Genomic DNA, 21709 nt, shown 5'->3' on the forward strand with positions numbered 1-21709 from the left:
CCGCTTCCCCACACCCACCGCCAGGCCCCCCGGGCAGCCGTCCGTATCCTGGCGATGTCTGCCGGCGGAACAGTGGCGGCGGCCGGCGTCCTCGCGGCCGGTGCCTTTGCCGTCGCCGGTGACCCTGCCGGCCCCGATGGAACGATGGCGGCCGCCACCCTCGCCCACGTGTCATCGCAGACACCAGCCGACGGCAGGCCACTGAGCGCTGAGCGGCTGTCCGCCCTGCGGACCGAGGGCTGGGTATGCCCGGACCTTGAAGCAATGGGATTCCACCTTGAGTCAGCAAAGGCAATGGTGCTGGAGGGCGCGCCCGCCGTCGAGCTGAAGCTTTCCGACGGGACGCACTACGCAACGGTCACTGAACGCCATAGTGCAGGGCCGGAAGCTGATCCGGCGGCTGAGGCGGGCGGAGAGCCGCTGCAGGTCCTCGCGTCCTCGCCCTGGTCGGCCACCTACCGGGCTCCGGGACGGACGTTCACCTACCAGTCCAACCTGCCGGCCGAGCAAGCCGACGATGCCGTTCCCATCCTGCAGCAGTTGAGCGAGCGCGCGGCCGAAGGTGTTTTTGCCGAAGCCTTGGACAGGCCGCCGTCACAGGGCGGGGAGCCCTTGGCAACCCGGCTGCAGCGCGGACTGAACAAGATCCTGGCTCTTTTTATCCCGTAATCGGGACGGATTCCGCCCGCTACGGACGGGAATCGTCACTGGCAGCCCGGAGAGGGTAATCTTCCTAAAGTGTTTGGAATCAACGGCCCGGAGTTCTTCCTTCTGCTGATCATTGGCGTCCTCGTGATCGGCCCCCAGCGGCTGCCCGAATACACGCAGAAACTTGCCAACCTGGTCAAGGAAGTCCGCCGCATGGCCTCTGGCGCGCGCGAACAGATCAAGGAAGAAGTAGGGATCGACATCGACGATGTCGACTGGAAGAAGTACGATCCCCGCCAGTACGATCCCCGGCGCATCATCAAGGAAGCGCTGCTCGACGACGACACCAAGCCCGTCAGCGCCGGTGCGCCCGCAGCCGTTGCCGCAGTCTCGGGTGCCGCTGCTGTCGCCGCAGCTGACACTGCCGCTCCCCAGCGGCCCGAGCGGGTGCTGCAGACGCTGCCGCCCGGCGAAGCCGCACCGTACGATACGGAAGCCACCTAGCCAACCTTCCGGGGAAGGTCAGCGCGGCTGCAGCCCCAGCTTCATTCCCGCCAGGCCACGTGGCCTGGCAGCAAGCCGGCCGGCAATCGCCAAAAGCGCCTCAGCAGCGGGCGTCTCTGCCTGGCCCAGGACGATCGGCAACCCCGTGTCGCCGCCCTCCCGCAGCTTGATATCCAGCGGGATCTGTCCGAGCAGCGGAACGTCCTCGCCCACGGTGGCCGTCAGCCTCTCAGCAAGCACCGTCCCGCCGCCGCTTCCGAACAAATCCATCCGGCCGCCGTCGGGCATTTCCAGGTACGACATGTTCTCGATAACGCCCGCCACCTTCTGCCCGGTCTGGGTGGCGATGGCGCCGGCACGCTCGGCGACGTCCGCGGCAGCTGCCTGCGGTGTAGTGACCACCAGGATCTCCGCCTTCGGCAGCAGCTGGGCCACGGAGATGGCAATGTCTCCGGTGCCGGGCGGCAGGTCCAGGAACAGGGCGTCCAGGTCGCCGAAGTACACATCGGTCAGGAACTGCTCCAGGGCGCGGTGCAGCATGGGACCCCGCCAGGCCACCGGCTGGTTGCCGCTGACGAACATCCCGATGGAAATGACCTTCACGCCGTAGGCAACGGGCGGAAGGATCATGTCGTCCACCCGGGTGGGCGCCTGGGTGATCCCCATCAGCGCGGGAACAGAGAAACCGTAGACGTCTGCGTCAACGATGCCTACCCGCAGCCCCTGGGCGGCCAGCGCGCAGGCCAGGTTGACGGTCACCGAGGACTTTCCCACGCCCCCCTTGCCGCTGGCCACGGCGTAGACCTTCGTCAGGGAGTCGGGCTGGTTGAACGGGATGCCGCGCTGGCCTGCAGCCCCGCGGAGCAGCTCCTTGAGGGCGTCGCGCTGTTCCTGGGTCATCACTTTGAGGTCCACGCCGACGGCGGTCACCCCGGGGACTGCCTGCAGCGCCTTGGTGGCGTCTGAGGTGATGGTATCCCGCAACGGGCACCCCGCGATGGTGAGCAGGACGGCGAGGGTGACCCGGCCGTCGTCGGCAATTTCCACTGATTCCACCATGCCAAGCTCGGTGATGGGACGGCGAAGCTCCGGATCGATGACTGTGGCCAGGGCGGCGTTGACAGCCTCCTGGGAGGGGCTGGCGGTAGGTGCGCTCAATTAACGTTCCTGGGTTGAATGGCCCGGTTTGACCCGGGGAATCTGCTGGGTGCGCGGATTCCGCTGCCGCTCACGCTGTTCCTTGAGCTTTTCCCGGACCTTGTCCCGTGGAGACTCGTGCTGCCCCTGGCCGGTTGAATCGTGGGTGCGGAGCTCTTCCTGGGCTTCCAGCATGTCTTCCAGGAGCGAGCGCAGTTCGGCGCGGACGTAGTCGCGGGTTGCCACCTCACGCAGGGCGATGCGCAGCGAGGCCAGTTCGCGGGTCAGGTACTCGGTGTCGGACAGGTTGCGTTCGGCGCGCTGGCGGTCCTGCTGCAGCGAGACCCGGTCACGGTCGTCCTGGCGGTTTTGCGCGAGCAGCAGCAGCGGCGCGGCGTAGGACGCCTGCAGGGACAGCATCAGGGTCAGCAACGTAAAACCGAGGTCACGGGAGTCGAACTGCCATTCCAGCGGCGCCCAGGTATTCCAGGCAAGCCAGATGACCACAAACACTGTCATGTAGACCAAGAACTGCGGCGTGCCCATAAACCGGGCAAAGCCTTCAGTGGCGTGCCCAAACGCGTCCGGGTCCGGGGAGAATTTGGGCAGGATCCGCTGGCGGCCGCTCAGCGGTGTATCGAGGCTCCCCGCGGGCACCGCCTTCGGTGAGGGCCGCTGGCCGGGGTTCTTTGGAACGCTGTTGTCAGCCAATACGGCCACCGAGCCTTCTTATCGGGGCTTCGCCATCGTGGGCGCGCCAGTCATCGGGCAACAGATGATCCAGAACGTCATCGACAGTCACCGCCCCCACAAGCCGGCCGGCATCGTTAACTACCGGGAGGGAGTTCAGGTTGTACGTGGCCAGGGTCCGGGCCACTTCGCTGATATGGGCCTGGTCGGACAACGGCTCCAGGTTCTTGTCCACGAGGTTGCCCAGCGACTCGAACGGCGGGAACCGGAGGAGCTGCTGGATGTGGACCACGCCCAGGAACCGGCCAGTGGGCGTCTCCAGTGGTGGCCGGGCGATGAAGATCGAGGAAGCCAGTGCGGGGGAGAGCTCCTCGCGCCGCACGTGCGCAAGGGCCTCGGCAACAGTGGCTTCGGGCGGCAGGATCACCGGCACGGGGGTCATCAGGCCGCCGGCAGTGTCCTCGTCGTATTCCAGGAGCCGCCGGACGTCCTCTGCGCCTTCGGGCTCCATCAGCTGGAGCAGTTCCTCTGCCTGCGCCGAGGGAAGCTCACCGAGGAGGTCGGCGGCGTCGTCGGGGTCCATTTCCTCCAGCACATCGGCGGCGCGCTGGACGTCCAGGGCGGAGAGGATCTCCACCTGGTCATCCTCCGGAAGCTCCTGCAGGACGTCGGCCAACCGTTCGTCCTGGAGTTCGCTGGCCACCTCGAAACGGCGTTTATCGCTCATTTCCTGCAGTGCTTCGGCGAAGTCGGCGGGTTTGAGGTCCTCGTGGTTTGCCACGAACTGGGTGGCGGCCTGCGGCTCGGTGCGGGGGCCCTGCAGGGCGTCCGCCCAGTCGATGATCAGGGTTTCGTTGCGCCGCAGCCGGCTTAGCGGCGAGAGCGAATGGCCGCGGCGGACAAAGAGCTTGCTGACGAACCAGTCGCGTGAGCGGCTCTGGTCCATGGCGATGTCCTCGATGGTGGCGTCGCCACTGCCGTCGCGGAGGGTGACGCGGCGGTCGAACATTTCCGCCACCACCAGTGTTTCGGCGCCGCGCTGTTCGAAGCGGCGCAGATTGACCAGGCCCGTGCAGATGATCTGTGTCTGGTCGATCGAGGTAATCCGCGTCATGGGCACAAAGACGCGCTTTTTGCCGGGTACTTCCACCACGATGCCCACCACGTGCGGGGCTCCCTGCGTCCCGCGGGAGAGCACAACAACATCGCGCAGCCGGCCCAGCCGGTCGCCCAGCGGGTCGAAGACGTCGAGTCCCAGCAGGCGCGCCACGAAGACGCGGGTAGGTGTTGTACTCACTCCTACAGGCTACCGAGTCTGCTCTCTTTTAGCGGAATTTACAGGCAGCACACATGCTGATGGGCAAGAATGGGACTATGGCAAACATATTTGGTGCTCCCAAGGCCGGCGGCCCCAACGGCATGGACGAAGCCAGGGCCGTTCCCACCGGCGACACCGTCGGCTCCTACACTTCCTACCTGGACGCCCAGAAGGCGGTGGACTACCTCGCGGACCAGCAGTTCCCCGTGCAGATGGTGTCCATCGTGGGCAATGAGCTGAAGATGGTGGAGCGGGTAACGGGGCGCCTGAGCTACCCGCGGGTGGCCTTGTCCGGTGCGCTGAGCGGCATGTGGTTCGGTTTGTTCGTTGGCGTGATGCTCTCCTTCTTCGCGCCGTCACCGGGGTACTTTTCCATCCTGACGTCCGTGTTGATGGGTGCAGCCTTCTTTATGCTCTTCGGCATTGTCACGTACGCGATGCAGCGGGGAAAGCGCGACTTCACGTCCACCAGCCAGGTGGTGGCCACCAACTATGACGTCATCGTGGCGCCCGAGGCTGCACACGAAGCACGGCGGCTCCTGCAGCAGCTGCCCATGACGCGCTCGGACGCCGCCGCAGGCAGCGGTCCCTATACCCAGCGCGACTACCAGAACCAGCCCTACCAGCAGCCGGGCCAGGGCCCCGCCCGCCCCAACGGCTGGAACGATCCTTATGGCCAGTCAACCGGTTCTTCTGTCCAGGCCCCTGGTTCATCTGCGCAGGAAAGCCCGGCCTACGGCGCCTCTGCCGGGCAGCAGGACGACGGCGTCGCGCAGCCGGCTTCCCCGGCGCCCGCCAGGCGTTACCCGGACCTGCCCGACGGCCGGCCCCAGTACGGCGTCCGGCTGCCGCAGCCTGGTCCTTCCGCCGATGCGCAGGCCGCGCCCCAGCGCCCGGCCGGCGACCAGGGCCCCCTTGAGGAGCCTCGTCCCGTGGATGAGCAGCGCCCGTCGGGCGATTCGCGGCAGTAGCCGTTCCCACAATGCAAAAGCGGGGCCACCGGAAAAATTCCGGTGGCCCCGCTTTTGGGTAATACGGGGAGCTAGTGTGTCCCCTCGGCTTCGCGGTAGATGCCGGCCATCCAGTTCTCCACGTCCTCGGCCTTGCGGGGCAGGGCGGCACTGAGGTTGACGGGGCCTGCGGCGGTCATCAGGATGTCATCCTCGATGCGGACGCCAATGCCGCGGTACTCCTCCGGAATTGCGAGGTCCTCTTCCTTGAAGTACAGGCCGGGCTCGATGGTGAACACCATGCCTTCGCTGAGAATGCCGTCCAGGTAGAGCTCCCGCTTGGCCTGCGCGCAGTCGTGGACATCCAGGCCCAGGTGGTGGCTGGTGCCGTGCGGCATCCAGCGCCGGTGCTGCTGGCCCTCCGGGCTGATGGCCTCTTCCACGCTGACGGGAAGAAGGCCCCATTCGGCGAGCCGCTCGGCCAGTACGGTGGTGGCAGCGGTGTGGATGTCGCGGAATTTTGTGCCGGGCTGCGCCGCGGCGAATCCTGCGTCTGCGGCGTCCAGGACAGCCTCGTAGACCTTGCGCTGGACGTCGCTGAACACTCCGGTGGCGGGCAGGGTCCGGGTGATGTCCGCGGTGTACAGCGAGTCGGCTTCCACCCCGGCGTCCACCAGCAGGAGCTCGCCGGCGTTGATCCTGCCCGTGTTGCGGGTCCAGTGCAGGACGGTGGCGTTGTTGCCGGAGGCGGCGATGGTGTCGTAGCCGAGTTCGTTGCCCACCTCCCTGGCGCGGGCGAAGAAGGCGCCCTCCACCACCCGTTCACCCCGGGCGTGCGTCAGCGCGCGGGGGAGGGCCTTGACTACCTCTTCGAACCCTTCCACGGTGGCGGCGACGGCGAGTTTCATCTGCTCGACCTCCCACTCGTCCTTCAGCAGGCGCAGCTCGGAGAGGGCTTCACTGAGCTTCTCATCCAGGGCATCCAGCACAGCGAGGTCCAGGTTGTCCGGGTCCTTGGCGGTGTTGTACCGGGCAGTGTCCACCAGGGCGTCGATGTTTTCGTCCACCTTGCGTACCAGGCGGATGGAGATGCCGCCGATCTCCGGGGCGCCCACATCCTTGGTGATGGCCGTCTCGAGCTGGTCGATATGGGCAGTGGCCAGGCCCAGGCGGGCCTCGAATTCGGCCAGCGTGGGGCGTGCCCCGATCCAGAACTCGCCGGAGCGCGAATCGGCGTAGAACTGTTCGGTATCGCGGCCGGCCAGGGGCCGGAAGTACAGCGTGGCACGGTGGTTCGCGCCGTCGTCGCCCTTTCCTTCCTCTACAGGCTCCAGGATCAGGACGGCGTCCGGCTCATGGTCAAGGCCGAGCCCGGTGAGGTGCGCGAAGCCGGAGTGGGGGCGGAAGCGGTAGTCGCAGTCGTTGGAGCGGACCTTCAATGGCCCGGCAGGGATGACCAGGCGTTCGCCTTTGAACAGGCCGGAGATGGCCTTGCGCCGGGTCGCGGCGTAGCTGGCCACGGCGTCGCGCGCCGGGAGTTCCTGGCTGGACGGCGCCCAGTTGCTGGCCATAAAAGCCTTGAAGGCGTCGGAACTGGGCCGCTGGGAGCGGTTGTTCACGCGCTCGTCCAGGGGCTGGGAAGCAGAATCGGGGGTGTTATCGGCATCGTTCACGGCACCATCGTCTCACCAGCATGAAGGCTTGTGCGAATACCTGCATGATCATGGGAGCCGGGGTCAACTAGGCTGGGCAGGTGAGGATTGACCTGCATGCCCACTCCAATGTTTCCGACGGCACGGAAAAACCGGCCGACGTGATGGCATCCGCTGCCCGTGCGGGGCTGGACGTGGTGGCGCTGACCGACCATGACTCCACCGCGGGCTGGGCCGAGGCTTCCGCTGCTGCCGTGGAGTACGGCGTTGCGCTGGTGCCTGGGATGGAGGTCTCGTGCCGGACGGAGCAGGGAATCAGTGTCCATCTCCTGAGCTACCTGCATGATCCGGACCATCCAGGGCTGCTGGAGGAAATCACCAAGGCCAAGGATGCCCGGCTGACCCGTGCTGAGCGGATGGTCACCCTGCTGGCCGAGGATTACCCGCTCACCTGGGACGACGTCATCCACCATGTGGCGCCGGGCGCCACCCTGGGCCGCCCGCACATCGCCGACGCGCTCGTGGCGGCCGGCGTGGTGGAGGACCGGTCCGAGGCGTTTGCGTCCATCCTCACCTCCCGGTCCCGCTACTTCATCCAGCACTATGCGCCGGACCCGGCCACCGCCGTCGAACTGGTCCGTGCAGCGGGAGGAGTTCCCGTGTTCGCCCACCCGGTAGCCTCCGCGCGCGGCCGGATTGTGGGGGAGCGCGTCTACCAGGAGATGATCGACGCCGGACTGGCTGGCCTGGAAATCGACCACCGCGACAACCCTGAGGAAGGCCGCGGGTTCCTGCGAAGGCTCGCCGCAAAGCATGACCTGCTGATCACCGGGTCCTCGGACTATCACGGGACCGGCAAACCGAACCTGCTCGGCGAAAACGTCACCGCCCCTGAGGTCCTCGCCAGGATCGAGGAGCTGGGGACGGGAACCACCGTCGTCCGCCCCTGACCCCCCGCCCCAACTGGGTAGCGCTATGTGTCGTTTTGGAGCGTCAAAACGACACTTGGCGCTACTTACTTGGGCGGGAAGGACGTGAACTGGGCGTGCGCACCGAGGCGCTTGGCCATGATGTCGATGGCAGGCTGGTTCTGGTCCACGCACACAAACCTCCGGCCGAGCTTCGCGGAGACGGCCCCCAGTGTCCCGGAGCCGGCGAAGAAGTCCAGGCACCAGTCGCCGGGCCGGCTTGAGGCTGCCACCACGCGTCGGACCAGGCCTTCGGGCTTCTGCGTGGGGTAGCCGGTTTTTTCCTTGCCGGTGGGGGAGACGATGGTATGCCACCAGACGTCAGTGGGCAGCTTTCCCAGTTCACGCTTGGCAGGGGTCACCAGTCCCGGGGCCATGTACGGCTCGCGGTCCACCTCGGCGCTGTCGAAGTGGTACTTCGCCGGGTTTTTCACATACACCAGGATGTTGTCGTGCTTGGTGGGCCACCGGTTTTTGGCCCGGGCGCCGTAGTCATAGGCCCAGATGATCTCGTTCAGGAAGCATTCCCGGCCGAAGATCGCATCCAGCATCACCTTGGCGTAGTGCACCTCGCGGTAGTCCAGGTGCAGGTACAGGGTGCCGTCGTCGGCCAGCAGGCGCCACGCCTCCACGAGCCGCGGCTCGAGGAAGGACCAATAATCACTGAACGCGTCGTCGTAGCGGTGCAGCGCGCCCTTGATCGTGTCGTAGGAGCGCCCCTTAAAGCCCAGCCGGTCGCCGGTGCCCTCAGCATTGGCCACCATGGTGGTCTGCTGGCGCTGCTGCGGCCGGCCGGTGTTAAACGGCGGATCCACATAAATCAGTGTGAAGGCGCCGTCCGGCAGCGAGGGGAGGAAGTCCGCGTTGTCCGCGTGAACCACCAGGCTGCTGCCGTCCGGCGCCCAGACAGTGTCAGTCATATAGGGGTTTAGGCCTCGGTGCTGCCAGGCTGTGCGGCCTTGTCGCCGGCCACGACCTCACCGTTGCGGCGGCGGGTCCGCGTCCGCGGGCGGCGGGTACGTGAGGGCTGTTCCGTTTCGGTGGCGGCGGGGGCCTCGCCGGCGGCGGCAGGGCTTTCCGCCGCATCGGACGTACGACGGCGGCGCTCACCGGAGCGGCTGGTGTCCCCGCCCGTGCGGCCGCCTTCGCGGTTACCGCCACGGCCTTCACGGCCGCGGTTGTCCCGGTCACGGCCGTCGCGGGCCCGGCCTGCGTCGCGGCCGCTGCGGCTGTTCTTCTTGCCGGTCTCGCCCAGGTCCTCCAGGACCTCTGCGTCGACGCCGGCCAGGGTGCGCTTATCGCGCGGCAGGCGGCCTTTGGTGCCCTCAGGGATGTCGAGGTCCGTGTACAGGTGCGGGGAGGATGAGTACGTTTCCACCGGCTCGGGCACACTCAGGCCCAAGGCCTTGTTGATCAGGCCCCAGCGGGGCATGTCGTCCCAGTCCACGAAAGTGACGGCAGTGCCCTTGTTGCCGGCGCGGCCGGTACGGCCCACGCGGTGCAGGTAGATCTTTTCGTCTTCGACGCACTGGTAGTTGATGACGTGGGTTACGTCCTCGACGTCGATGCCGCGGGCAGCCACGTCGGTGGCCACGAGGACGTCCACCTTGTTGTTGCGGAAGGCCCGGAGTGCCTGCTCGCGGGCGCCCTGGCCGAGGTCGCCGTGGATGGCGGCGGCGGCGAACCCGCGGTCCACCAGTTCCTCGGCCACCTTGGCGGCAGTGCGCTTGGTCTTGGTGAAGATGATGGTGCGTCCGCGGCCCTTGGCCTGGAGGATGCGGGCCACCACCTCGATCTTGTCCATGCTGTGCGCGCGGTAGATCAGCTGGCGGATGTCGCGCTTGGTCAGGCCTTCATCCTCCGGGTCCGCGGCACGGATGTGGGTGGGCTGGGTCATGTAGCGGCGGGCCATGGCGATGACCGGGCCGGGCATGGTGGCGGAGAACAGCAGGGTCTGGCGCACGGCCGGCGTTGCGGCGATGAGGGTTTCGACGTCGGGCAGGAAGCCGAGGTCCAGCATCTCGTCGGCCTCGTCCAGGATGACGATCTTGACGTTTTTCAGGCTCAGGTGCTTCTGCTTGAAGAGGTCGATGAGGCGGCCAGGAGTGCCCACCACAACCTCTACGCCCTGCTTCAGGGCTTCCACCTGGGGCTCATAGGCGCGGCCGCCGTAGATGGTGGCAATGCGGGCGTTGCGCTTCCGCGACGCGGTCTGCAGGTCATTGGCCACCTGCACTGCGAGTTCGCGGGTAGGAACGATGACCAGGGCCTGCGGCGCACCGGGGACCGCGAGCTTGTCATAACCGGGATCGTCCTGGCCCACCACGCGCTGCAGCGCGGGGATGCCGAAACCGAGGGTCTTGCCGGTACCGGTCTTGGCCTGGCCGATGATGTCGTGGCCGGACAGGGCCACCGGCAACGTCATGGCCTGGATGGGGAACGGGTGTGTAATTCCGGCGTCGGCCAGGGATTCCACGATGTCGGCGCGCACGTTGTAGTCCGCGAAGGATTTTTCCGCGATCTCATGCGGCTTCTCATCCGAGATGATGGTTTCTTCGGGCTCGATGGTTTCGGTGCCGGACTCGTCGGTCAGGAGCTGGTGGGTATGCAATTCACTCACTGGGGAGTTTCCTTATTCATTTGGGCATTGGCGCTGCCTGCTCAACGGGCCTGCCGTAAGGCTGTTCCGGAGCACGCTCGGGCGCACAAGCAATTCCAGTGGAAGCCGATCGCGGGCTATCTAAATGCTGGCACTGGTGACCAACGGGTAAATCTCAAGATCGCGTAGGGGCGGGCTTGTTGGTTTCAAATCAAGGAAATCAACGACCGGGCATCCATTTCTACTCCTTCAGTCTAGCGGCAGGGAGCCCAAATACCGGCTTTGGGCCTTCAACACCGCCCCAGTGCTGCTATTGGACCAGCTCGAAATGGACTTCCCGGGTGGCGATATCCGAGGAGACCAGGCGCACGCGGACCTTTGTTCCGGGCTCCAGCTCGCCGGCGCAGCGGGCCGTAACCGCGGGGTCCGCGATCTGGATGGTCCCCGAACCGCCGTTCCCGTTGCCGTTCCCGTTCTTGCCGTTGCCGTTTTTCCCGTTGTCCTTTTGGGGCTTGGAACCGGAAATGACGATCGCGTCGAACTCCTGGCCCACGTGGTTGACCAGCAGGGCCGCCTCCACAGTGTCCAGGGCCATTTTCTCCATCCGCGACGCCAGTTGGTCGGATCCGGCCATGATTTCCGGCAACGTTGGCAGGGCATCCCGTGCCCAGCCCGGTACCTTGCCGCCGTTGCTCAACGCCTCACAGATGACCAGGACAAAGCGGTCCACCAGGCGGCGCAGCGGGGCAGTGGTGTGCGCATAGGCGGCGCCGATGGCGGACTGGACGGCATCTTCGGGCACGGACCCGTCAAAGGCCGTGTAGGCAGCGCCGCGGAACAACATCCCGGCGGAGTGCATGATGGCCAGTTGGCGGGGATCGGTGGGGTCCAGGCTCCGCAGGTACTCGCCGTAGCTGACTTCACCGTCCCAGGGCTTGCCCAGGGCTTCGGTCTGCAGCCGGAAATGGTTCAGCGAGCGCTCATCGGGCGATGGCATGGTGCGCAGGATGCCCACTTTTCCCGTGAGCATGAGGCGGGCCGCTGCCATTCCGGTCATCAGCGAGATCTGGGCGTTCCAGTCCTCCACGGGCAGCTGGGGAGCAGCAGCGATCCGGTAGCCGCCGTCGGGCAGCTGGACGATCTCCTGGTCGGGCATGTTCAGGCTGGCGCCGCCGCGGGCACGCTCCAGTTCCACGCGCTTGAGCCCCACCTCTTTAAGGAGCTTCAGCACCGGCGGAGCCGTTCCGGCGTCCAGTTCCGCCTGCGTGCCCTTGTAGCTGAGCTTGGCCCGGCTGCGGATACGGGCCCGCCTGACGGCGACGGACGTGACCTCCGCGGCACTGTCCAGGCGGAAATCCCAGACGAATGCAGAGCAGTCCTGGTCCGGAAGGAGGCTGCCGGCCTGTTCACTGATGATTTCCGGATGCAGCGGGATCCGCCCGTCGGGGGCGTAGAACGTCTGTCCGCGGCGCCTTGTTTCCGCGTCCAACGGTCCGCCGGGCGTGACGAATGCGGGCACGTCGGCGATGGCGTAGAGCACGTGGTACCCGTCGCCGTCGGGCTCGATGAACAGTGCCTGGTCCAGGTCGGTGGAGGAGGCGGGATCAATGGTGACGAACTCGACGGCGGTGAGGTCGTAGGCGGGCAGCTGCAGGGATTCGACGGCCGCTTTGGCATCCGCCACGGCGTCGTCAGGGTAGGCGCCAGGCAGCTCCAGTTCGGTCCGCAGCGCACTGAGCGCCGCCTCGAGCGCGTTGTTGTGCTGGTGGACGTTGGGAGCCAGCCGATGGTGTGACACGAAAATCAGCCTAACTCGAATTCCGGCGATAATGCAGGCATCCGGGCCGGGAAGGGCGCACGGTAAAACCAGGGTAGCGGGCGTCAGCGGACTGGATGGTCAGTGAACCGTATCGCCGGAGACCGGACAGCCTCAGGAACCGGGGGCATCCAAGGCTGCGAGGAGCGATGCGGCGGCGGCCGAGGGATCGTCCGCCTCCGTGATGGCCCGGACCACCACAATGCGGCGGGCGCCTGCTTCCACTACCTGCTCAACGTTGCCGTGGTCGATGCCGCCGATGGCAAACCAGGGGACACCGGCGTCGGGCTGTCCTTCCTGTCCCCCAGCACTGGCCGCCGCGGCAGCGTACTTCACCAGCTCAAGCCCGACGGCGGCCCGCCCCGGTTTGGTGGGCGTTGCCCACACGGGGCCCACGCAGAAGTAGTCCAGCCCCGCGGGTCCGGCCGCTGCCGCAAGGGCCGCGTCCACCTGCTCCGGTGCATGGCTGGACAGTCCGATGGCTGCGTTGCCGTTGAGCAGGGTGCGCGCGGCAGCGAGGGGAAGGTCCTTCTGGCCGATGTGGAACACCGGCGCGCCGGACAGCACTGCAATGTCAGCCCTGTCATTGACAGCCCACAGGCGGCCGTGGCGCTCCGCGGTTTCCTTCAGCACGGCCAGGATTTCCAGTTCCTCCGCGGCCTCAATGGTCTTGTCCCGGAGCTGGATGATGTCCACGCCGCCGGCAAAAGCGGCATCCACGAACTGCCCGAAATCGCCGCGGTCCTTGCGGGCATCCGTGCAGAGATACAGGCGCGCGGAGCTGAGGCCGTTGCTGATTTTGGTGGTGCTGAGGACATCGGTGCCGGCGGCAGGAGTGTGGGACACATTCATGGGGGCAAGCCTAGTTCCTCTACACTTGCCTCGTACTGCGGGAGCCCGCGGCAGCTGTCACAAAGCGCCGGGCTGAGAGGGCGTCAGAGCCGACCGCTTGACCTGATCCGGCTAGTACCGGCGTAGGGAAGGAGACACATGGGCGCACTATCTGGCCGCGCAATGAAACAACAGGCCGCGCGCGCCGGCGGCACCATCCAGGCTGACGTCGCCGTCATAGGCGGCGGGGTTATCGGCCATGGGATCGCCTGGGAGGCACAACGCTCCGGGCGGTCCGTGGTGCTCATCGACGACGCACCGGGTTCGGGTGCCAGCTGGGCGGCCGCCGGGATGCTCGCCCCCGTCAGCGAACTGCACTACCAGGAGGAGGGCCTCCTGGAGCTGATGCTGGACAGTTCGACGCGCTGGCCCGCTTTTATTGCCGGGCTCCGCGCAGCATCGGGTGCTGATCCGGGATACATCACGACGCCGACCCTCGCCGTGGGTGGCGACGCCGCGGACCGCCGGGCACTGATGGACCTGCGCGGAGTACAGCAGGCCAACGGCCTCAGCGTGGAACCGCTCACCGTCCGCGAAGCCCGTCAACGGGAGCCACTGCTCAGCCCGGCGATCGCCTGCGCGCTGGACACCCCGGCCGATCACCAGGTGGATCCGAGGCTGCTGGTGGACTGCCTGCGTCAGGCGCTCGCCGGCCACGGCGGCCACGGCAGCGGCAGTGACGCGAACGGGGCCGGGGGCGATGGCACAGCTGTAGCAGGCGCCGTCGACGGCTACTCGGTGCCGGACAAGGCAACGGCACTTCTGTGGCAGGACGGGGCCGTTGCCGGCGTGCAGTTGGCCGGCGGGGGAACCATCCTGGCCGCAGAGACCGTGGTGGCGAACGGGCTGCACGCGGCAGAACTTCAATCACTCCCGGAAGGCCTGCACCTTCCGCTGCGGCCCGTCTATGGGGACATCCTGCGGCTCGCCGTGCCCCGGCACCTGCAGCCGTTGGTGACCTCCACGGTCCGCGGATTGGTCCACGGCGTTCCGGTGTACATCGTTCCCCGGCGGGACGGCACCGTGGTCATTGGGGCAACCCAGCGCGAAGACGCGCCGGCTACTGCGCATGCCGTTTCCGCCGGTGGGGTCTACCAGCTCCTGCGCGACGCGCAGGTGCTGGTTCCCGCCGTCGCCGAACTCGAACTGCTGGAATGCACTGCCCGCGCCCGGCCCGGAACCCCGGACAATGCCCCGCTGCTGGGGCGCGTGCCCGCAACGCAAGGCATTGCGGGACAGGCCGGACACGTCCCCGGCCTCATCGTGGCCACCGGGTTCTTTCGCCACGGCGTCCACCTGACGCCGGCCGCAGCCGCCATTTGCCGGGACCTCCTGGACGGCCGCGAGGATCCCCGCTGGGCACCCTTCAACCCGTCCCGCTTCAACGCCACACCCGCCGCGACTACCCGCTTCCCAACCGGCCGCCTGAGCCACCAACCGCCCACAAAGGAATCAGTATGAACATCACCTTGAACGGAACCCCGCACCCAGTGCCGGATGGTGCTTCCATCACGCAGCTCGTCAGCCAGGTCACCGGCCGTCCCCTCGGCGCGGACGGGCAGGCCACGGATGGGCAGAAGCTCGGTATGGCCGTGGCACACAACGCCCAGGTAGTGCCGCGCAGCCAGTGGTTCGCCACTGCGCTCGCGGACGGCGACGAGGTCGAACTCGTCACGGCTGTGCAGGGAGGCTGACCCATGAGCGAAACCATCACTGCTGCAACCTCTGCCGCGCTCCACGATCCGCTTGTCATTGACGGCGTCGAACTGGAATCCCGGCTCATCATGGGCACGGGGGGCGCACCCAGCCTGGACGGCCTCGGCGCTGCGCTCCTCGCCTCCGGGACAAGCCTGACCACGGTGGCCATGCGCCGCTATTCGACGGCGGAGACAGGCTCTCTGTTCCAGCTGCTCGTGGACCACGGCATCCGGGTGCTGCCCAACACAGCCGGCTGCTTCACCGCCCGGGACGCCGTGCTCACGGCCGAGCTGGCCCGCGAGGCACTGGAAACCGACTGGGTGAAACTGGAAGTCATCGCGGACGAGCAGACGCTCCTGCCGGACGCCGTCGAACTGGTGGACGCCACGGAACAGCTGGTCCACCGGGGCTTCAAAGTGTTCGCCTACACCAACGACGATCCTGTCCTTGCCCTCCGGCTCGAGAACCTTGGCGCCACGGCCGTAATGCCGCTCGGATCACCTATCGGTACCGGCCTGGGTATCCTGAACCCGCACAACATCGAACTGATTGTGTCCCGGGCCTCGGTTCCGGTGGTCCTGGACGCTGGCATCGGCACTGCCTCGGATGCGGCCCTGGCCATGGAGCTGGGCTGCGACGCTGTCCTGCTGGCCACGGCGGTGACCCGCGCCCAGAATCCTGTCCTCATGGGGGAGGCCTTCAAACACGCGGTGATCGCCGGTAGGCTGGCGAAAGCGGCCGGCAGGATACCGCGCCGCGAACATGCACTGGCGTCGTCGGCCATGGAAGGCCGGGCCGAGTTCCTGTAGCCCTTCCGGCCAGCGGCGGCCCGGGCATGGGCAACGCAACAAAGGAGCAGCCATGGCCAGCAAGGACGTTCTTTCCCCCGAACGGCTCGAGGACGCACTGGCCGTCCTGGCCGACTGGCGCTACCGCAACGGCGCCCTCCTCACCGTGTACAAAGTGCCGACGTCGGCCGCCGCGCTTGAGCTGATTGCCGCCGTCGGACGCCTGGCCGAAGAACAAAACCACCACCCGGACCTGGACTGGCGGTACAACAGGGTGTTCCTCCGCTACACCTCCCATGACGCCGGGGGAGAGGTGACCGCGCGCGACGTCGGGGCGGCTGAGGCAGTCAGTGAGGCCGCCGCCGCGGTCCATGCCGTTGCCGAGCCCGCGAAGCATCCAGCAGCCGCCTGATCATGCTGCGCGTTTAAACGCCTGTGACCACTGCCCAGGGCAGTGGTCACAGGCGTTTAACTTTGGGGTTCTGCCGTTAGAGCCGCAAAATCGCGGTGAGCCGTTCCAGATCCCGCTTGGCCCGGACGCGGCCCAGGAAGATGACTGCAGCCACGGCCGCCGCTGCTCCGAGCACCATGGGCAGGACCCACGGCATCCAGGTCAGCCCCGGACGGTAGCCGAAACCGGCAGCCATCAAGATGATCCAGCTCAACGCTCCCACGCCAACTGCAACGCCGGCGGGCAGGCCAACGCCGTACTTAGTGTGGCGTTTGTCGTTGGCCCAGACGATGAAACCTGCGGCGGCAGTCACCAGCACCACGATGGTCAGCGAAAGCATGGCTCTCCTCGGAATAACCGCCCTGTCCGGACGGCAGCGGCTAGAACTGGCCGAAACCTACGCGGCGCTGTTCTTCGGCGCCGATTTCAACGTATGCCAGGGCCTTGCCGGGAACAATGATCAGGCGTCCCTTGTCATCCTTGAGGCGCAGGTCACCGCCGTTGCTGATGGCTTCCTCGACGACCTTGGCCACGGAGTCTGCGTCCTCGTTTGACTCGAGCACAATTTCGCGGCCAACGTTCTGAACGCCGATCTTTACTTCCACAGGGGGCCTCCCAGCCAGTTCACGTTTCTCGGTTATGTCTTATTTGTAGTCTAGGACTCTTTGGGGAAGCGAGAGATTCCGCGCCAAGCTAAACGGTAAATGAGGTCGCTGGCCACATCGAGGTCCAGGTTGCCGTCCGTTTCGAGCCAGTAGCGCGCACTGACCTGGGCCATGCCGGCAAGCCCGCGGCCCAGCAGTTCGGCTTCCAGGTGCGGAAGTTTGGTGTCTTCGGCGATGACGCGGGCAATGGCATCGGCGAAGGTCCGGTTGAAGGTTTCGAGCCGCGAGCTGACATCGGGATCGTTGATGAGGTCCGATTCGAACACCAGCCGGTGGGCCTGGTCATCGTTGGCGATGAACTGGAAATAGGCCCGCATGACGGCCTGGACGCGTTCATCGTTGTCCGTGGTGGAGTTCAGGGCCCCCAGCATCAGCTCGGTCAGGGACGCCAGGTGGCTTTCCAGCAGGGCCAGGTACAGTTCACGCTTCGAAGGGAAGTGCTGGTAGAGGACGGGTTTGCTGACGTGGGCGGTCTCGGCAATCTCGTCCATAGCTGCGCCGTGGTAGCCATTGGCCACAAAAACTTCCTGTGCTGCGGAAAGGAGCTGTGCACGTCTTTCGTCCCTGGGAAGCCGGGCGGACCGTTGCCCGGCGGGGCGCGGGGCGGTGTGCGGTTCGGCTGCGGACGGGCGGCCGGCCCGTGCTTCATGGACCACAGTTGTCCTTCTTTCCCTTGCTGTTACCCCCACTCTACTTCGGGGTAATATGACCCGGCGGTATCCCGGGGCATACATTGAAGTATGGCTTCGACATTCACCGCAAATGTTTCAACAGTTTCACTGGATCCGCTGGTTGAACCGGCTGGTGAGCTGACTGCTGCCGAGGTGGAACGCTACTCGCGGCACCTCATCATTCCCGAGATCGGCGCGCTCGGACAGCGGCGGCTCAAGAATGCAAAGGTGCTGGTGATCGGTGCCGGCGGGCTGGGGTCACCGGCGCTGCTGTACCTCGCCGCCGCCGGAGTGGGGACCCTGGGCATCATCGACGACGACGCCGTTGACCTCAGCAACCTGCAGCGCCAGGTCATCCACGGCGTAGCGGACGTGGGCCGGCCCAAAATCGAGTCGGCACGGGACTCCATTGCCGCCCTCAACCCCCTGGTGGACGTCCGGCTGCATAATGTCCGGCTCGATGCCGGCAACGCCCTGGAGCTGTTCGCCGACTATGACCTGATCCTGGACGGCGCCGACAACTTCGCCACCCGCTACCTGGTCAACGATGCCGCCGCCATCCTGGGCAAGCCCTACGTCTGGGGTTCCATCTTCCGGTTTGACGGCCAGGTGAGTGTCTTCTGGGAGAAGCATGGTCCCACCTACCGCGACCTCTACCCTGAGGCGCCGCCGGCAGGCTCCGTGCCCTCCTGCGGCGAGGGAGGCGTGTTCGGCATGCTCTGCGCCGCGGTGGGATCGCTGATGGTGACGGAGGCAGTGAAGCTGATCACCGGCGTCGGACGTTCACTGCTGGGCCGCGTGGCACTCTTTGACGCACTGGGCGGAAGCTGGCGCGAAATCCGTGTGTCGAAAGACCCTGCGGCGGCGCCTATCACGGAGCTGACGGATTACGAGGCATTCTGCGGCATCACGCCGGCGGCCCCGTCGGATACCGAACACACCGTCACGGCCACGCAGCTGGCCACCATGCTCGCTTCGCGGAAGGCGGGGCTGAAGGACTTCGAACTGGTGGATGTGCGGGAATCGGGGGAGTACGACATCGTCCGGATCGACGGCGCCACGCTGATCCCGCAGGGCCGGATCCTGGCCGGCGAGGCGTGGAATGAGCTTCCACAGGACAAAGAGATTGTGTTCCACTGCAAGGCCGGCACCCGGTCAGCCAACGTGCTGGCCGCGGCACAAAAGGCGGGCTACCAGCGGGTCAGCCATCTCGACGGCGGAATCCTTGCCTGGGTGCGCGACGTGGAACCCCACAAGCCCGTCTACTGAGGCCCCCAAACCAGCAACGCTCTCTCACTTAACGCTTGCTTTTTAGGAACGCTCTCTCACTTAAGGTGCCCTCCCTCTGCGTCAGGCTGGTTGTGAGTCAGTCAGTCGAAGAGAGCAGGAGCAGCCATGACTGTTGGTCCACGAGGTATTAGCCGTGATGAGATTCGGGAATTGGTGCATGAGTATTACGTCCAGCCGTACGGGACGAGGAAGGAATGGCTTGCCTCTCAGCCGGTGACTGAGTGGACGTTCCGGCGGTGGCGGAAGATGATTCAGGAGGGTGACCTCGACCGGAATCTGATTCCACGAGAGCATGGGAATATGGCCCGCACGAATGGCGAGTGGTCCGCGTTTGAAAAGGCGCGCGCCAAGGAGATCGCCCAACACGAGTCCGAAGTCGAACAGCTCAAGGGCCGTATCCGTGAACTTGAAGGCACGAATACAGCTCTGGGAAAAGCTATCGGGCTCTTGCACGAGTTGAACGTGCCAGAGCCCGATACGGCCCGGGCGAACGATCCGAAAAGTTCATCGAAGCCGAGAACCGGCTCGTCCGGGAGCTGACAACGCTCACCGGATCGCAGCGTCAGGCCCTCGAGTTTGCCGGAGTATCACGGTCGACCTGGCATTACCGGCAGAACCCCCGCGAACGCGTGCAGGACCCGCTCGGACAGTCCGAGCGGGCCTATGAATCGCGGATCAGCACGGCGGACCGCGACCGGATCGCAGAGTACATTCTGGAGGGCTGGGCCGAGCGGGTCTCTGTTGACCATTCCTACGCGGCGGCTTGGGACAACGGGGTAATGCTCGCATCCCGGCGGACCTGGTGGCGGGTCGCGGCCCAGATCGAGGACCAGATGCTGCGCCCGGCGATCCCTACCAGGAGCGGGAACAAACGGCCCCCGCGGGAGAAACCCGTCGTGATGGCCACCGGCCCTGGTCAGGTCTGGTCCTGGGACATCACCGATCTGTATTCACCCTGGCGGGGAAAGTCGTTCAAAGCCTATTCAGTCCTTGATATCTACTCCCGCCACATGGTTGCCTGGCGGGTCGAGGAACGGGAAGCGGACCATCTCGCCGTGGAGATGTTCGAAACCGCCATCGCCGAACACGGCGCCCCGCGCATAGTTCACGCCGACTCCGGGCCGGCGATGCGATCAAACCTGCTTCGCGACACTCTCACCAGCCACGGAGTGGAACTCTCGCACAACCGGCCCTACGTCTCGAACGACAACCCGTTCTCAGAATCCGGATTCCGGACCATGAAATACCGGCCCGGCTACCCACGCGTGTTCAAAGAACTCGAGACCGCCCGGGCCTACCTTGCCGACTATGTCCCCTGGTACAACACCGAACACAAACACTCAGGCATCGCACTCTTCTCACCCTCTCAGGTCCACGACGGGTCCTGGGAGGAACTCTGGAAAACACGCGACCAGGCACTACAGCGCTACTACGACAAAAACCCCGAACGCTTCCACCGGCGCCCCAGCACACCCACCCCCGACAGCCACGCCGGCATCAACCTCCCGGCACCAGCAGCAAAACAACCAACCCAATGACTCCACACAGCTTGACAGCCTGCGCCTTTCGAAGGACGCTCTCTCACTTTCCGGGACTGTCTGAATAACGGTGTGTGAGGGTCCGGCCTGATCCGAAAGGAGACGGCCGTGTCAGAGTCCACGACCGAGATGACAGGGGTGATGATCGATCCTGTGACGGGAGAGATCATCGATCAGAAGGAGCTTGCGGAGCGGTTGCTCGCGCAGGCCAAGGAGCAGGGCGTGAGCCTGGTAGGCCCGGGCGGGCTGCTGAACCAGCTGACGAGGAATGTGCTGGAGACCGCGCTGGAAGCGGAACTGACCGAGCACCTGGGCCACGAGCATGGCCAGACGCCGGTCGGCGCTAACATGCGGAACGGTACGAGGTCCAAGACCGTGCTGACCGAGATCGGTCCGGTCGAGATTGAGGTGCCCCGGGATCGGGACGGATCGTTCGAGCCGGTGATAGTGCCCAAGCGGAAACGGCGTCTGGACGGGATCGACCAGATCGTCCTCTCGCTCTCTGCCCGGGGGCTGACGACCGGGGAGATCGCGGCGCACTTCGAGGAGGTTTATGGGGCAAAGGTCTCCAAAGACACGATCAGCCGCATCACGGAGAAGGTCGCCTCGGAGCTGGCCGAATGGTCGGCCCGGCCTTTGGATCCGATGTATCCGGTGCTCTTTGTCGACGCGGTCGTGGTCAAGGTCCGTGACGGGCAGGTGCGCAACACCCCGTTCTATGTCGTCATGGGGGTCACCACCAGCGGCGAGCGGGAGATTCTGGGCATATGGGCCGGCGACGGCGGCGAGGGTGCACGGTTCTGGCTGCAGGTCTTTTCCGAGCTGAAGAACCGGGGCGTGGAGGATGTGTTGATCGCCGTCTGCGATGGGCTCAAGGGCCTGCCGGAGGCGATTACGACCACGTGGGAGCGGACGGTCGTGCAGCAGTGCATCGTGCACTTGATCCGCAACAGCTTCCGCTACGCCGGACGCCAGCACCGCGACGGGATCGTCAAGGCGCTCAAGCCGGTCTACACGGCCCCGTCCGAGCAAGCGGCGAAGGACCGGTTCGCCGAGTTCACGGCTGAGTGGGGTCAGCGGTATCCGGCCATCGTGCGGCTCTGGGAATCCTCCTGGGCTGAATTCGTGCCCTTCTTGGAGTACGACGTGGAGATCCGGCGGGTGATCTGCACGACGAACGCAATCGAGTCGATCAACGCGCGCTACCGAAGGGCAGTAAGGGCCCGCGGGCACTTTCCGAACGAAACCGCTGCCCTGAAATGCCTGTACCTGGTCACCAGATCTCTTGATCCCACCGGCGGCGGTCGGGCACGCTGGGTAATCAGGTGGAAGCCTGCACTAAACGCGTTCGCTATTACCTTCGCCGGCCGGTTCGAAAGAACCACTCAATAATGAAAACCAGCCGGACCCCACACACCGTTTATCGGACAGTCCC

General features: G+C 65.9%; 23 protein-coding genes and 1 riboswitch. Of the genes, 12 read left to right on the forward strand and 11 right to left on the reverse strand.

The window, feature by feature from the left end; all coding sequences use genetic code 11:
* A partial coding sequence (locus FNL14_RS23405) for an anti-sigma factor (protein ID WP_181762730.1) occupies positions 1 to 669 on the forward strand: 669 nt, incomplete at its 5' end.
* Positions 670 to 738: 69 nt separating this feature from the next.
* A complete protein-coding gene (locus FNL14_RS20805) occupies positions 739 to 1152 on the forward strand; it encodes a Sec-independent protein translocase TatB (RefSeq protein WP_091415368.1) in 414 nt (137 codons plus the stop codon).
* A gap of 18 nt (positions 1153 to 1170) precedes the next feature.
* On the opposite strand, the gene FNL14_RS20810 is transcribed toward FNL14_RS20805, so the two are convergent.
* Genes FNL14_RS20810 through FNL14_RS20820 form a run of 3 tightly spaced genes read right to left on the reverse strand, consistent with a single transcriptional unit; the run spans position 1171 to position 4276 of the window.
* Positions 1171 to 2310: an Mrp/NBP35 family ATP-binding protein gene (locus FNL14_RS20810; RefSeq protein WP_091415371.1), complete on the reverse strand. Its 1140-nt coding sequence runs from the start codon at positions 2308 to 2310 to the stop codon at positions 1171 to 1173.
* Complete coding sequence (locus FNL14_RS20815; RefSeq protein WP_091415373.1) at positions 2311 to 3009, reverse strand: DUF1003 domain-containing protein; 699 nt, start codon at positions 3007 to 3009, stop codon at positions 2311 to 2313. It abuts the gene before it with no gap.
* Positions 2993 to 4276 carry a magnesium transporter MgtE N-terminal domain-containing protein gene (locus tag FNL14_RS20820; protein ID WP_091415376.1) on the reverse strand — a complete coding sequence of 428 codons (1284 nt, stop codon included), beginning with the start codon at positions 4274 to 4276 and terminating at the stop codon, positions 2993 to 2995. The genes FNL14_RS20815 and FNL14_RS20820 overlap by 17 nt, the downstream gene beginning before the upstream one ends.
* Before the next feature lie 77 nt (positions 4277 to 4353).
* Between FNL14_RS20820 and FNL14_RS20825 the strand changes: the two genes are divergently transcribed.
* Positions 4354 to 5268: a general stress protein gene (locus FNL14_RS20825; protein WP_255470950.1), complete on the forward strand. Its 915-nt coding sequence runs from the start codon at positions 4354 to 4356 to the stop codon at positions 5266 to 5268.
* 71 nt (positions 5269 to 5339) lie between these two features.
* Here the strand turns inward: FNL14_RS20825 and FNL14_RS20830 are convergent, their stop codons facing one another.
* Positions 5340 to 6920, reverse strand: coding sequence for an aminopeptidase P family protein (locus tag FNL14_RS20830; protein ID WP_142064135.1), 1581 nt, complete (start codon positions 6918 to 6920; stop codon positions 5340 to 5342).
* A gap of 80 nt (positions 6921 to 7000) precedes the next feature.
* Here FNL14_RS20830 and FNL14_RS20835 point away from each other — a divergent pair, with 80 nt between their 5' ends.
* Positions 7001 to 7849 carry a PHP domain-containing protein gene (locus tag FNL14_RS20835; RefSeq protein WP_091415382.1) on the forward strand — a complete coding sequence of 283 codons (849 nt, stop codon included), beginning with the start codon at positions 7001 to 7003 and terminating at the stop codon, positions 7847 to 7849.
* Between the two features lie 65 nt (positions 7850 to 7914).
* Here FNL14_RS20835 and FNL14_RS20840 read toward each other — a convergent pair whose 3' ends face one another.
* The 4 genes from FNL14_RS20840 to thiE form a co-directional block, all read right to left on the reverse strand.
* On the reverse strand, positions 7915 to 8787 hold the full coding sequence (locus FNL14_RS20840) for a site-specific DNA-methyltransferase (protein WP_091415384.1): 873 nt from the start codon (positions 8785 to 8787) through the stop codon (positions 7915 to 7917).
* An 8-nt stretch (positions 8788 to 8795) separates the two neighbouring features.
* Entirely contained in the window at positions 8796 to 10487 is a 1692-nt protein-coding gene (locus tag FNL14_RS20845; protein WP_142064138.1) for a DEAD/DEAH box helicase, read from the reverse strand.
* 289 nt (positions 10488 to 10776) lie between these two features.
* Complete coding sequence (locus FNL14_RS20850) at positions 10777 to 12264, reverse strand: RNB domain-containing ribonuclease (RefSeq protein WP_142064141.1); 1488 nt, start codon at positions 12262 to 12264, stop codon at positions 10777 to 10779.
* Positions 12265 to 12396: 132 nt separating this feature from the next.
* On the reverse strand, positions 12397 to 13134 hold the full coding sequence (gene thiE / locus FNL14_RS20855) for a thiamine phosphate synthase (RefSeq protein ID WP_142064144.1): 738 nt from the start codon (positions 13132 to 13134) through the stop codon (positions 12397 to 12399).
* Between the two features lie 27 nt (positions 13135 to 13161).
* Positions 13162 to 13280: riboswitch (TPP riboswitch) on the forward strand.
* Between thiE and FNL14_RS20860 the strand changes: the two genes are divergently transcribed.
* The 4 genes from FNL14_RS20860 to FNL14_RS20875 all read left to right on the forward strand — a co-directional run bounded on the left by FNL14_RS20860 (position 13273) and on the right by FNL14_RS20875 (position 16071).
* Positions 13273 to 14634 (forward strand): FAD-dependent oxidoreductase, encoded by a 1362-nt coding sequence (locus FNL14_RS20860; RefSeq protein WP_370455896.1) that lies wholly within the window; start codon positions 13273 to 13275, stop codon positions 14632 to 14634. It overlaps the preceding riboswitch by 8 nt.
* Positions 14631 to 14867, forward strand: coding sequence for a sulfur carrier protein ThiS (gene thiS / locus FNL14_RS20865; protein ID WP_142064147.1), 237 nt, complete (start codon positions 14631 to 14633; stop codon positions 14865 to 14867). Before FNL14_RS20860 ends, thiS begins: the two co-directional genes overlap by 4 nt.
* 3 nt (positions 14868 to 14870) lie before the next feature.
* A complete protein-coding gene (locus FNL14_RS20870; protein ID WP_142064150.1) occupies positions 14871 to 15680 on the forward strand; it encodes a thiazole synthase in 810 nt (269 codons plus the stop codon).
* Positions 15681 to 15732: 52 nt separating this feature from the next.
* Positions 15733 to 16071, forward strand: coding sequence for a 4a-hydroxytetrahydrobiopterin dehydratase (locus FNL14_RS20875; protein ID WP_142064153.1), 339 nt, complete (start codon positions 15733 to 15735; stop codon positions 16069 to 16071).
* A 76-nt stretch (positions 16072 to 16147) separates the two neighbouring features.
* On the opposite strand, the gene FNL14_RS20880 is transcribed toward FNL14_RS20875, so the two are convergent.
* Genes FNL14_RS20880 through FNL14_RS20890 form a run of 3 tightly spaced genes read right to left on the reverse strand, consistent with a single transcriptional unit; the run spans position 16148 to position 17431 of the window.
* Positions 16148 to 16450, reverse strand: a complete 303-nt coding sequence (locus tag FNL14_RS20880) for a hypothetical protein (RefSeq protein ID WP_142064156.1) — start codon at positions 16448 to 16450, stop codon at positions 16148 to 16150.
* A 40-nt stretch (positions 16451 to 16490) separates the two neighbouring features.
* A complete protein-coding gene (locus FNL14_RS20885; protein WP_091415405.1) occupies positions 16491 to 16715 on the reverse strand; it encodes a DUF3107 domain-containing protein in 225 nt (74 codons plus the stop codon).
* Positions 16716 to 16765: 50 nt separating this feature from the next.
* The gene (locus FNL14_RS20890; RefSeq protein WP_091415407.1) at positions 16766 to 17431 is read right to left on the reverse strand and encodes a TetR/AcrR family transcriptional regulator; all 666 of its coding nucleotides are present in this window, start codon (positions 17429 to 17431) and stop codon (positions 16766 to 16768) included.
* A gap of 84 nt (positions 17432 to 17515) precedes the next feature.
* Between FNL14_RS20890 and moeB the strand changes: the two genes are divergently transcribed.
* The 4 genes from moeB to FNL14_RS20910 all read left to right on the forward strand — a co-directional run bounded on the left by moeB (position 17516) and on the right by FNL14_RS20910 (position 21666).
* Positions 17516 to 18715, forward strand: coding sequence for a molybdopterin-synthase adenylyltransferase MoeB (gene moeB / locus FNL14_RS20895; RefSeq protein ID WP_142064158.1), 1200 nt, complete (start codon positions 17516 to 17518; stop codon positions 18713 to 18715).
* 126 nt (positions 18716 to 18841) lie between these two features.
* Positions 18842 to 19276, forward strand: coding sequence for a hypothetical protein (locus FNL14_RS20900; RefSeq protein ID WP_142064161.1), 435 nt, complete (start codon positions 18842 to 18844; stop codon positions 19274 to 19276).
* An 89-nt stretch (positions 19277 to 19365) separates the two neighbouring features.
* Positions 19366 to 20274: a DDE-type integrase/transposase/recombinase gene (locus tag FNL14_RS20905; RefSeq protein ID WP_142064164.1), complete on the forward strand. Its 909-nt coding sequence runs from the start codon at positions 19366 to 19368 to the stop codon at positions 20272 to 20274.
* Between the two features lie 141 nt (positions 20275 to 20415).
* Complete coding sequence (locus FNL14_RS20910) at positions 20416 to 21666, forward strand: IS256 family transposase (RefSeq protein ID WP_142064170.1); 1251 nt, start codon at positions 20416 to 20418, stop codon at positions 21664 to 21666.
* Positions 21667 to 21709 lie beyond the last annotated feature (43 nt).

Source organism: Pseudarthrobacter sp. B4EP4b (genome assembly GCF_006680095.1).
Classification (GTDB): domain Bacteria; phylum Actinomycetota; class Actinomycetes; order Actinomycetales; family Micrococcaceae; genus Arthrobacter.